Source organism: candidate division TA06 bacterium (genome assembly GCA_016208585.1).
Taxonomy (GTDB): domain Bacteria; phylum Edwardsbacteria; class AC1; order AC1; family EtOH8; genus UBA5202.
Window position 1 is genome coordinate 1 of record JACQXR010000097.1, and the last position, 12,316, is coordinate 12,316.

Below are 12,316 nucleotides of genomic sequence, written 5' to 3' on the forward strand. Positions count from 1 at the left end.
ATAATACACTATGGCCGAATATTTGTCAAGTATTATTTTATAAGTAGCAATATATTATATTTATGCAGTAATATCAAGGCTTCTCAAGGACAGGGATTGACTGTCGTTATAGAATAACGAGCTTACTAAGTTATATAATACATTTAATAATACGTAACGCCTTTAGAAATATGAAGTTAGGCTTTCTTGCATTTCGTAACTAGGAAACTTGCGCTAGCTTAAGCTATTACTCGGAGCATATATTAGTGGACATTCCCGATTCTATCAATCCAATATTATTTGCGTATTTCGGGTATTTTGGTAGAAAAAAGTCTACTATTGGTTCGGCTTACTTCGGCAAGCTCAGTACAAGTCACTCGCCACAGAGCTTGCCCTGAATATGACCGATATTTAGGCCGGTGAAGGGTATCCGCTCTGAGTAGTAACTCCCCGTAAACAGTAAACTCTAAACGTTAAACAGTTATGAGTTCCCCATCATCTGCTCCGCTATCGCCTGCTCCATCTCTTTGCGCCCCTTGCCTTCCAGCGCCGAGATGAACAGCGCCCGGGGATTGCTCCATTTAAGTTCGTTCAAAGTTTTTCCGTCTAATTTGTCGATCTTGTTGAAGACCAGGATCTCCGGCCGGTCTATCTTCAATTCTTTCAGCACGGCATGGACCGCATCCATCTCCTCCTGTCGGGCCCGGTGTGGGGTGTCGACCAGATGCAGCATCAGGTCGGCCTCGGCCACCTCTTCCAGGGTGGCCTTGAACGAAGCCACTAACTGGTGGGGCAACCGGCGGATGAAACCCACGGTGTCTGTCAAGAGGAATTTATGGCCCGAGGCCAGCACCACCTGCCGGGTGGTGGCGTCCAGGGTGGCAAAAAGGCGGTCCTCCACTTTGACCCCGGCCTTGGAAAGCAGGTTCATCAAAGTGGACTTGCCGGCGTTGGTGTAGCCCACCAGGGCTACTTTGAACATCCGGCTGCGGGATTTGCGCTGGGTCTGCCGCTGGACCTCCACTTTTTTCAGCTCCTTCTTCAGGGCGGAAATCCGGTTCTTGATCTTCCGTCGGTCCAGCTCCAACTGCTTCTCGCCCGGACCCCTGGTGCCGATGCCGCCGCCGGGATCGGACATCTGCAGGCCGGCGCCCACCAGACGCGAGAACCGGTACTGCAGCTGGGCCATCTCCACCTGGATCTTAGCCTCGGCGGTGCGGGCATGCAAAGCGAAGATATCCATGATCAGCTCCGAGCGGTCTATCACCCGGCAGCCCGCCGCTTCCTTGATCTTGAAGGCCTGGCTGGGCGAAAGCCCGTGGTCAAAGATCACCACCGTAGCCCCGCTGTCTATCACTCCCCGGGCGATCTCTTCCACCTTGCCCTTGCCTACGAAAAATGCAGGGTCCGGGCGGTGCCGCCGTTGAACCACGATGTCTATGACTTGGGCCCCGGCGGTGCTGGCCAGCCGGCACAGCTCCTCCAGGGATTCTTCGGCCTCGTAGGGATTTACCCGGCCCGTCACCAGGCTGACTAAGATGGCTTTTTCGGACATGGTTATGAACTTGAAATTGTTCGTTGTTTTATTGCCAAACCTTTTTAACCCGGCCCTATTGATGGGACAGACAGCTTCAGGTTTTCAGCTGCTTCTTCTTGGCCGCCGGGAAAAGGATGTTGTTCAGGATCAGCCGGTAGCCGGGGGAATTGCGGTAGAGCCTTAAGTCGGTGGCCGGATCGCCCACCAGATGCTGGTAGTCCTCGGGGTCGTGTCCGCCATAGTAAGCGAAGCTTCCCTGGCCGTAAATGCCATGCAAATATTTTACTTCGTCGCTTCCTGCCACTTCGGCCAGGACCACGATCCCCGGTTTGATCTTTGATCTTCTGAAACCCGTGTCCTGGCCAAGGAATTCGCGCACCAGGGCCACGTGGTTTTGCACCAGCATGCAGGAGACGGGGTCATACTTGGCCGAAAAATCGAACAGGGAAAAATAACTGCCGGCCCCCCTGGCCGCCGGGCTGTTTTCCGGCTCAGATGAGATTTGAGGTCCGCCGGGCTGGTTGTTGACGTCAATGTCGGAATGCTCGTAAACATACGGGTTGACCATCAGGCTGAAATCCCGGAAGGCCAGGGTCTGGCTGAAATCCAGCTTGGCGGCATAGCCGGGATCAACCGGATCCCCGTCAAATTCCTGGGGCACGATGTCGGTGGCGGCCGCCGCCAGGGTAATGTCCAGGGTGGACGGAGCCGAGCACATGGCAAACAAAAAGCCGCCCTGGAACAGGTATTTTCTTATTTCCTGCCCCACTGCCAGTTTCAGCTTGCTGACCTTCTTATAACCCAGCTTTTGGGCCGTCCTGGTGTTGACCCGCACATCGTTGCGGTACCAGTCGGTGTTCTGGTAGTTCAGGTAGAACTTGCCGTACTGCCCGGTAAAATCTTCGTGATGCAAGTGCAGCCAGTCGTATTGCGACAAGGCCCCGGCCAGCACCTCCTCGTCCCACAGCGTGGCATAGGGCACCTCGGCGTAATCCAGAACTAACCGCACCGCGTCATCCCAGGGATCATAGGTGGGCGGGACATAGACTGCCAGTTTAGGAGCTTTTTCCAATTCGATCCGCTCCATATTGGCCGCTTCCATCTGCCCGTAAAGGGACTGGATGTCTCCATCGGAAATGACGGAGAAGCTTACCCCCCGCAGGTTGCAGAGCTGGCCCACCATCTGATTTTCATCGGTGAGAAATGAACCGCCCCGGTAGTTCAAAAGCCACTGGACCTTGATCCCCTGCTGCAGGCAGCGGTAAACCACGCCATAGGCCTTGAGGTGGTCGGACTGGTTCAGGTCCATGGGAATCAGAATTCCCCCGCTGCAAGCCGGGGAAGCAAGGGACAAGCAGAAAACAGCGGAAAATATCAGATGTTTACTTATTTTTACAAGGCTTGATGGCATAACATATTAGTTTAAGGCTAAATCGTTGATTTGTCAAGTTTTTTGAATAAAAAAGGGGCGATTTATCGCCCCTTTTTTTTGGTTCCTTTTTTATTTTTCTCAGGGTATAACTATTGTTGTGTCTTTTAACAATAGAGAATCCGTTTCTTTGAATATCTTCAAAAAGTAACTGCCCGATTTTAAATCACCTATCTTATAACTCAAGATGAATGAACACAAGCAATAACATACTATCCCGTCATATTTTTCATACACCTTTAAGGTCTCGGCAGACTGTTTGAATTCACCTCTTATAGTATCACAGCATGAGGCAACTAAATTATAATGCCATATTATTACATCGTTCGCCTGAACAAATATGGCAAAACTGTCGGCTTTAACGCTTGACTTGTCACTGCAAGAGTACTGAAAATAACTGAATGTTGTCTTAGGAACGGTCGTTGATTCTGTTGGAGCATCGTTCTTGCTGCAGCCGGCCAATATGGCCACAAAGATCAAAAACACAAGCAGGGTTTTCGTTTTCATTTTGGCTCCTTTCACTTAAATTATTACGAAACCTTATAATGAACTATATGTGCGATATTATACGCCTCCCCCGGGATTTTGTCAAGCTAAATTTTCATCTTTCTCAAACCGTCTCGCCCACCAGCGTGGCCTGGGTGGTCTTTTCTATCTTTACTTTAACCAGCTGGCCGGGCTTAAACTCCCTGCTTGAATTCACCGCCACGGTCTTGTTTCCTTCGTTCCGGCCCATGAACTGGCCGTGGGACCGCTTGCTTTCCTTCTCCACCAGGACAGTGAATGTTTTGCCGATATCGGCCCGGTTGGATTCAATGGTTATTGCCTGCTGTGTTTTGATCAACATGTCCAACCTTCTCATCTTCAGGGACCTCTCCGGGTAAGTCAGCCGCCTTTGTTCCCGGGCGCCTGGAGTACTTATAGGTGAAGACCGCGTCAAACCTGATGCTTTTGACCATCCCCAGCGTCTGCCCGAACTCCTCTTTATTCGTCATTCGGATTCGGTAACCCCGCCGCAAGCGGGCAGGGTATTTAAAATTTGGATCAATAAAGAAAACGGCAAGCTTTTCAGCCTGCCGTTTTTACACGAGAAGTCAGGAATTAGAAAGCGTAGGTCATGCCGATGGAGGTGATGGGCTGGGTACCGGTGTTGCCGGAACCTCCGTTGTTGATGCCGCTCATCAAATAGCCCAGTGAATACGGCGCGTTGTTGTTGAGCTTCGCGTCCATGTCCAGTTTGCCAAATTTAAAGCCCAGGCCGAAGGCGAAGAAATAAGGAGCCGAGGTGTAAGAAGATTCTTCGGTGTCAAGGGCGGTTTGAGCCTTGCTGGAATTGCTTTGCAGCAGTTGGGCGGCGCCGGCATAAAAAATTTACATTTTTAAACAATTTTTTTACCCTGTTTTAAAGGATGCCAAAACTGCCGGGTAAATTATAAAAGGGCGCCTTGATTCGGCGCCCTTTTATCTGATACTCCCAAAAACCTTTTTAGAACCTGATTCCCAGCGTCAGGCCGATGGTCTGGAAACCGAAATCCATGGTGCTGGTCAGAGGATTATTGGTTGTGGTAGTAACAGATGTAACAACACCCCCTGTTGTCTCTGAATATGTCGAGATGCTCTCGTCCTTGCCCTCGCTGGACATGCTTACGCTCAACTGGTATTCGGCGCCCAGGCTGATGGCTTCGGTGATGAACCACTCCGCACCCAGAAGAATTCCCCCGCCGAAACTGGTAGTGCTGCGCTCGGTCTTCGTTGTGTATATTTCCGTATAGTCGATCGCCACACCGTTGTTGGTATAAGTATTCCTGTAGCCCGAGTCGCTGGAGTAAGAGCTTATGCCAAAGCCGCCGCCGATGCCGGCATTGATGTTGACTGCGCCATTAGACACCAAGGTTTTTTCGATGGCCAGTTCCAGGCCGAAGCTGTTGGTGCTCGCTTTGGCATCATCGTAAGTAGTATGCTTCCGGTTATTGGCCAGACCGCTGGAATCGGGATCCTGCTTGGTGGTTTCGCTGGTAAGGCCGAAGGTAACGACCGGGCGCAGGGCCAGGCCGGGGGAAAGATAGTACTTCAGACCGAAACCGCCATTGTACAGGCCGGCGTTCACAAAGGCCGCATTGAACAACAGCGCCTTGTCGCCTTGTTCGGTTCCCTTGGATGCGTCAATCGCGTAGGCTGAGGCAGCGATGGCCAGGACCGCAAGGATGAGCAGGGTTTTCTTCATGTTGGTTGGTACCTCCGTTAAGGTTAAAAGTTTATCTGATAATTGAGTTAAGAGTAACACATTATATTGCGGCTTGTCAATAAAAAAATGATGTTTTTAAAACATTTTTTACCTGCTGGCAAGAGGGTCAGATCCTCTTCATTTGTCCGTCAGGGCCGCCAGGCCGGGCAGGATCTTCCCTTCCAAGAATTCCAACGAGGCCCCGCCTCCGGTAGAGATATGGCTGATCCTGCCGGCCACCCCGGCGAGGTGCACGGCCGAGGCCGAGTCCCCCCCGCCGACGATGGACTTGGCCCCGGAGGCCGCCACCGCCTTGGCGATGGCGAATGTCCCCTTGGCGTATTCGGGAGTTTCGAATATGCCCATCGGCCCGTTCCAGACAATGGTCTTGGCCCCGGCAATGACCTTGTTGTATTCGGCAATGGTCTTGGAGCCGATGTCCACCCCGGCCAGGCCTTTTGGAATTTCTGCGCCCTCTTTAGGATTGACAAAAGTGAAAGTCGGCTTGCCCTTCTTGTCTGGCTCTCCTTCTTTCTTCTCGGCCGCGATGTGGTCCGAAGGCAGAAGGAACTTTATTTTTTGGGATTTTTTCAGTATCTCTCTGGCCATCTCCAATTTATCGTTTTCAACCAGCGACTCGCCGACGCTATGGCCTTGGGCCTTTAAAAAAGTATAAGCCATGGCCCCGCCGATCAGGATGGCGTCGGCCTTGGGGATCAGGTTCTCGATCACCGCGATCTTGTCGGAGACCTTGGCTCCGCCCAGGATGGCCACAAAGGGATGTTCGGGCTTTTCCATAGCGGCCGACAGGCAATCGATCTCATTTTCCATCAGGAACCCGGCGGCATTTTGTTTGAAGTGCTTGGTGATCCCTTCGGTAGAGGCATGGGCCCGGTGGGCCGCCCCGAAGGCGTCGTTGACGTAGAGATCGCCCAGTTGGGACAGTTGCTTGGCAAAAGCCGGATCGTTCTTCTCTTCCCCGGCATGGAAGCGCAGGTTCTCCAGCAAAAGGACCTCGCCCTCCTCCAGTTCCTGCGACATTTTCAGCGGCTCGGGGCCGCTGCAGTCCGGAGCGAACTTGACCGGCTTTTTCAGCAGTTCCGACAATTTTTCGGCTATGGGTTGTAGCGTGAACTGCATATTGACCTGACCTTCGGGCCGGCCCAGGTGGGACATCAAAATAACTTTAGCTCCGTGATCCATCAGATAGCCAATGGTGGGCAAAGCCCCGGCGATCCGGGAATCGTCCTTGATGGCTCCGGTCTTCTTGTCCTGAGGGACGTTGAAGTCCACCCGGACCAGCGCCCGCCGGCCCTTTAAATCCAGATCGCGGATACTGAGTTTCTTCATGCTGATCCTCCCTTGTGGCAATTTGAAATTTTAAATTTGATATCTTAAATTTTCACAGAAAGGGATTCTCTTCCCGCTCTTTCCCGATGGTGGTCCTGGGCCCGTGACCCGGCCTGACAGAGGTGGCATTCGGCAGTGCCATGAGTCTCTCTTTGATGGACCTTATTATCTCCGTTTCGCTGCCGCCCGGCAGGTCGGTGCGGCCCACCGAGCCCGCGAACAGGGTATCGCCGGAAAAAAGCGTCCCGTCGAACAGCAGGCAGATGCCGCCCGGGGTGTGTCCCGGGGTGTGCAACACCTTAATTTCCAACCGGCCCAGCATTATCACGTCGCCGTCGGTCAGCAGCCGGTCGGGCGGAGGCGAGACCAGGCTCATTCCGAACATTTCCGAGCCGTTGTGCCGGGCCGAGGCCAGCATCTCGGAATCATGGGCATGGATACAGAGCTTGGCCCCGGTTTCTTTCAGCAGGGCCCGGTTTCCGGCGATATGGTCAATGTGTCCGTGGGTGTTGATTATATATTTCACCGAAAGATCATGCTGTTTGATGATGTCCAAAATGGTCTGGACCTCCTTCTGGCTGAAGGCCCCGGGGTCTATCACCGCCGTCTCTTGAGTTTCGGGACAGGCCGCGATATAGCAGTTGGTCTCCACCAGCCCCTTGGCCACCACGGTTTGATAGATGTCCGGTTTCATAGTTTGACCCCGCCGGCCATCAGCGCCTTGCAGACGCAGGCGATGGTCATATCGTCTCTGATTGCCCCTTTTAACAGGGCTTGCTTATAATCGGGTAAACCCCACATCCTGTTTTCCATGCCGGCTTCGGAGCGGTCGCGGCGGGGACTGGCAAAGGACAGGTCCCGGGCCAAAAAAAGATGGAAACGGTTGACCACTGGATCGTTCGATTCGATGATGCCCAGCCGCTTCCATTTTTTAGCTTTTATCCCCGCCTCCTCCGACAGTTCTCTTTGGGCGGCTTTTAAGGCGCTTTCCCCCTTGTGAAGCCCTCCGCAGGGCACCTCCCAGACCCGCTTGCCCCAGGAGTGCCTGTATTGCTGGACCAGGCAGAGGCCATCATTTTGCAGGGCCACGATGCTGACCGCATCGCCGACCTCCACCACCCCGTATCTTCCGGCTGACCCGTCGGGGCGCTTGACCGAGTCCTCCCGGACTGCGATCCAGGGGTTCTTGTAGACCTGCCGCCTTTTAGTTATCTTCCACTTGTCCATCAAATCCGAATTCCTAATTTCTAATTCCACCTAACTAAATAATCTACAAACCCTTAAATCCAATACTGTTCACTTTATATGAATTTTGTGGTATACTATCTAAAATTAAATAAGCTTTGGGTCAGCATAAACGAGCGAAAAGGCATGTGGTAAGCCTGTCAAACCATGCCAGACCAGGAACGCGAGTGAAGCGTATCCACAGCGATACGGTGAATGAGCGTGACGCAGTATGGCGGTTTTGCAGCCGTTTATGCCCAAATTGTTATTTGAGGATAAGCTCTAAGGTTGGAATCCTTCCAGCCGGCCAGCTGGCTGCCCTTCATGTACAGGTTGATCACCAGGTGCTTATCGTTCAGATTGTCAAAATAGAGGATGAGCTGCCTTCTGGACGTAATTCACCGCTTCCTGCAGGATGTTGTTCAGCTCGGCCTGGGGGTAAGCGAACTACCACCGAGCAGAGCTCGGTGGCTTCTTATCCGAACAAGTTCGGCTTATCGTTTGCCACCCCAGCCCTACGTTGATCAACAATATATAACAATACAGTACCTTATAGGGGTGACACATCTCAAGCTTTTGTCTACTCCGACATCGGCAGGCTGACCGTGAACTTGGTCCCCTTGCCCACCGTGCTTTCCACCGCGATGTTTCCGCCGTGAGTCTCTAGGATCTCCTTGGTCAAAGAAAGACCAATCCCGGTCCCCTGGATGGTGTGCACCTCCTGGTCGGTGCGGTAAAACTTTTCAAAGATGTGGGGCAGCACCTCGGGGGCAATCCCGGTTCCGGTATCGCTGATGTGGACCTGCATCTTCCACATCCCGTCCTCCAGCCTCCAGCCCCCGGTCTCCACGGTAATGCCGCCGCCCGGGGTGTTGAATTTCACCGCATTATCCAGGATATTGCTGAAGGCAAAACGCAGCGCGTTAAAATCTCCGCGAGAGGGCGCCAGAGTGACCGGAAGCTTTTTCAGAATCTTGACGGATTTTTTGGAGGCCTTGGGCTCCAGGTCGTGGATCACCGCATTCAGCAGGGCGATGATGTCCACCTTTTCCTGGCGCAGGCCCAGCATCCCGGAACTGGCCTGCCGAAAATTGATGATGGAATCCAGCAGCCCGGCCAGCCGGTCGCCTTCGTCCACTATCACCTTCATCAGGTCGGCCTGTTCGTTCCCGCTGGCTTTGGCGTCTTCGTAAAGAATTTCGGCATAGCCCTTGATCACCGTCAACGGCGTCCGCAGCTCGTGAGAGATGTTGGTGATGAACTCTTCCCGCAACCGGTTGTAGTCCATGGCCTGGTTTTTGGGATAGAACATCCAGCCGGTCCGCCGGCCGCCGGGCAGATTCCAAATCCGGGAATAGACCTCCAGTTCGGTTCCGTCCTTTAAGATTATTTTATCCTGATCTAGTTCGGCCAGGTCCTTGTCCTTTATGGCCTGGATTCGGGAATTTTCCTGGGCCGGATTTTGCGGAGCAATCAGGGCTTGCTCCCAGTTGCGCCCCACGATCTCGATGGCCCGGTAGCCGCTGATCCGTTCGGCTTCGGAATTTATGGAGAGCACTTTGCCTTCGGGCTTGCTGATCAGCATCATTCCTGCCGGTAGGCTGTCCCAGGCGCTTTTCAACTCCTGCAGCTGGCACTCCAGCTCTTTCCGGGACTCCTCCAGCTTCTCCCTCTGGCGGGCCAGCTCCTGGCTCTGGGACTTCTGGCGTCCGGCTTCGTCTTTGGACTGGGCCAGGTCGTCCAGGACCCGCTCGGTCCTGGACTTCTGGCGGGACAAGTTAAAATAGAGCCAGGCCCCCCAGCCGAAGAGCAGCAGCATCCCGCCTCCGCCGGCGATCTTCAGCGCCAGCGTCTGGGAGGCCAGAAATATTCCGGCCAAAAAGGGTATGGCTAAAAACCACAGCCAGGAAAGCATCTAAGCGTTCTCTCCCACCATATTGCGCACCAACTCCAACAGGCGGTTGGGCGAAAAAGGCTTGGTGATGTAATCGCTAGCTCCCACGCTTAAACCCTCTTCCCGGTCGCGCTCCTGGCCCTTGGCGGTTAAAATGACTACCGGAATGTTGGCCAGCTGGGGGTCGGCCTTGATCTTTTGGCAGACCTCGTACCCGGTCAGCCCCGGCATCATCACGTCCAAAAGCACCAGGTCCGGCTTTTCCTGCTTGATCTTCTCCAGCCCGGTCAGGCCGTCATTGGCCGAGAACACGGTGTAGCCCTCCTGCTCCAGCTTGAATTTGATGACCCGGGCTATGTAGGGCTCGTCATCAATCACCATGATTTTCTTGGGCATATGATCACACCTCTTTATATATGGTTCATTTCCACCCAAACACACCAAAAACAGCAATTGTATAACCATTGTGATACGATTGTTATGCCATTGCTTAGTGTGTTTCGGTGGCTCATTTGTTTCGGGCTAAATTATTTCTGAAAACTTCCGGCCTGATTCATTTGGGCAGCGTGAAGATGAACTTGCTGCCCTTGCCCGGCTGGCTTTCCACCCAGATCTTGCCGCCATGGGCCTCCACTAATTTACGGCAGAGGGGCAGGCCCAGGCCGGTCCCGGTCTTGCGACCCAGCTTCCGCTTTTCCACTTGGTAATATTTCTGGAACACCTTCTCCAACTCCTCGGGGGCGATGCCTTCGCCGGTGTCCTGGACCGAGACCTGGATGTTCTGCTTTTTGTCAGCGGCCGAAACTGTTACCCGGCCCTCCTTGGGGGTGAATTTCAGGGCGTTGGAAAGAAGGTTGGAGATGACCCGGGAAAGCCTACTCTCATCGGCCGTCACCGTCAGGCTTAAGGGCGTCTCCTGGTACAATTCGATTTGACGCTCCTTGGCCAGGGCGGAATAATCCGAGACTGATTTGGAAATCAGCTGGGTGATATCAAACTGGGCCTTTTCCAGTTTAAGCTCCACCGCTTCGTATTTGTAGCCGTCCAGCAGATCATTGAGCATCTCCAGCATCCGGCGGCTGTCGTTCATGGCGCTGCCCAAAAACTGGCGCTGGTTGTCGTTGAGGCCGCCCAGGCTGCCGTCTAAGGAAAGCTCCAGGGTGGCAATGATGGCCGACAGCGGGTTGCGCATGTCGTGGGACAGCATCCCTACAAATTCCTGCCGGGTCTCGGCGATCTGGTGTTCCACCGTTACATCCTGATGCAGCAGCACCAGCCCGTTGCCGGGGCCCTCGGCGTCGTCCACCGGGAAGGAGGTGATCTTCAGGAAGAGGCAGTTGTTGAGTTCCAGATCCACCGAATTGTTGCGTTGGGCCGAGGCTCCGGCGCATTGCTGCAGGAATTCCAGCAAGGGCTTTTGATCCCTGAGCTGCTCTCCCAGGGACGGCAGAATGGCTTTGTGGAATTCCATCCCCGGCTTTATCCTGATCCCCAGGCTCCAAAGTTTTTCGTAGCTTTCGTTGCTGATTATCACCTTAAAATCCTTGTCCACCATCAGCAGGCCTTCGGGCATGGAGTTGATGATGGATCCCAGCCTGCCGCCCTCCCGGCGGATCTCCTCGTAGAGCATGGCGCTGCGCAGGGCGAAGGTGATCAGCGGGGTTATCTCCTCCATCAGGGCCTGGTCCATGCCGTCGAAATATCCGGGCTTCCGGCTTAAAGCCATCAGCGCCCCGATGGCTTTGTCCTTGATCTTCAGGGGGTGCCATAATCCCGATTTGAAAGGGGTCCGGGACAGAGGCTGAAGGAACCGGGAATCGCGGGACAGGTCGCCGATGATCTCCGGCTGGCCCCGGGCCACCACCTGGGCGGTGACATCCTTCATCTCCATCAGCCGGATGTGCTCCAGCTTGACCCCGGAACTTTTGATCAGAGCCAGAAAGCCCTGGCCGTCGTCGGGGGCGGTCATCGACTTCCCGGCCCACTGCCCCGAGATCTCGTCAAAGAAATACAGACTGACCTCCTCGGCCTTAAGCTCCTTGGCGATGGTCCGGATCATCAGGCTTAAAAGGCTTCCCAGCTGCAGCACCGAACCGGCGGCGAACCCGATCTCGTAAAGCTTGTTCCTTATCTGGTTCTCGCTTTTAAATTTCTGGGCGGCCCGGGCCTCGTCCAGGATTTTCACAAAGATCTCGGACAGCCCGGAAAGCACGGTCAAGTGCCCGGGGCCGAAGGCCGGGCCGGATTTGTGGAGCAGCAGAAATCCCAGGGGCTGCTGGGCCCGCAGCAGCGGGACGATTAAAAACGAACCGGATTTGGTTCCGGCTAGCTTCAGCAGTCTGCTCCCCAAAGACTGCTGAAGATTTTCGGAGTTTCCGGAAACCGTCATCGGCCGGCCTTCTTTAAAGCAGGCGTCCAGCATCGCGCTCTGGAGCAGGAATTCTTCCCTTAGGGCTTCGTCCTCCAGGCCCAGTCCGGCCAGAACTCTGTATCTGCCGCTGCGCTTCAGCGCCGCCAGCATTCCCTTTTCAAATCCCAGGCTCTTTTTTAAGGTTAAAAGCAGGAACTCGGCCACCGCCTTTTCATCCTGCGTGGCGGCCAGGAGATCCCTCACTTTTTTAAACTGGTCCGCCGCCTCATCGGACTGGTCGGCAAAGACCAGCAAGGCTCCCAGAAAAA

11 protein-coding genes are annotated in these 12,316 nt (G+C 54.1%); all 11 read right to left on the reverse strand.

Annotation, left to right across the window (positions count from 1 at the left end; all coding sequences use genetic code 11):
- Positions 1 to 460: 460 nt before the first annotated feature.
- Complete coding sequence (gene hflX / locus HY768_07355) at positions 461 to 1,534, reverse strand: GTPase HflX (GenBank protein MBI4727025.1); 1,074 nt, start codon at positions 1,532 to 1,534, stop codon at positions 461 to 463.
- Between the two features lie 76 nt (positions 1,535 to 1,610).
- Positions 1,611 to 2,894, reverse strand: coding sequence for an asparagine synthetase B (locus HY768_07360; GenBank protein MBI4727026.1), 1,284 nt, complete (start codon positions 2,892 to 2,894; stop codon positions 1,611 to 1,613).
- Between the two features lie 132 nt (positions 2,895 to 3,026).
- A complete protein-coding gene (locus HY768_07365) occupies positions 3,027 to 3,452 on the reverse strand; it encodes a hypothetical protein (GenBank protein MBI4727027.1) in 426 nt (141 codons plus the stop codon).
- A 103-nt stretch (positions 3,453 to 3,555) separates the two neighbouring features.
- Entirely contained in the window at positions 3,556 to 3,792 is a 237-nt protein-coding gene (locus tag HY768_07370) for a TRAM domain-containing protein (protein ID MBI4727028.1), read from the reverse strand.
- 639 nt (positions 3,793 to 4,431) lie between these two features.
- Complete coding sequence (locus tag HY768_07375) at positions 4,432 to 5,169, reverse strand: outer membrane beta-barrel protein (GenBank protein ID MBI4727029.1); 738 nt, start codon at positions 5,167 to 5,169, stop codon at positions 4,432 to 4,434.
- A gap of 138 nt (positions 5,170 to 5,307) precedes the next feature.
- Positions 5,308 to 6,519 carry a phosphoglycerate kinase gene (locus HY768_07380; protein ID MBI4727030.1) on the reverse strand — a complete coding sequence of 404 codons (1,212 nt, stop codon included), beginning with the start codon at positions 6,517 to 6,519 and terminating at the stop codon, positions 5,308 to 5,310.
- A gap of 52 nt (positions 6,520 to 6,571) precedes the next feature.
- The gene (locus tag HY768_07385; GenBank protein MBI4727031.1) at positions 6,572 to 7,213 is read right to left on the reverse strand and encodes an MBL fold metallo-hydrolase; all 642 of its coding nucleotides are present in this window, start codon (positions 7,211 to 7,213) and stop codon (positions 6,572 to 6,574) included.
- The gene (locus HY768_07390; GenBank protein ID MBI4727032.1) at positions 7,210 to 7,746 is read right to left on the reverse strand and encodes an NUDIX hydrolase; all 537 of its coding nucleotides are present in this window, start codon (positions 7,744 to 7,746) and stop codon (positions 7,210 to 7,212) included. Before HY768_07390 ends, HY768_07385 begins: the two co-directional genes overlap by 4 nt.
- 577 nt (positions 7,747 to 8,323) lie before the next feature.
- Entirely contained in the window at positions 8,324 to 9,658 is a 1,335-nt protein-coding gene (locus HY768_07395; protein MBI4727033.1) for a PAS domain-containing sensor histidine kinase, read from the reverse strand.
- Complete coding sequence (locus HY768_07400; GenBank protein MBI4727034.1) at positions 9,659 to 10,033, reverse strand: response regulator; 375 nt, start codon at positions 10,031 to 10,033, stop codon at positions 9,659 to 9,661. It lies immediately after the preceding gene.
- 157 nt (positions 10,034 to 10,190) lie between these two features.
- Positions 10,191 to 12,316, reverse strand: a 2,126-nt coding sequence (locus HY768_07405; GenBank protein MBI4727035.1) for a GAF domain-containing protein, incomplete at its 5' end; no start/stop codon positions are given.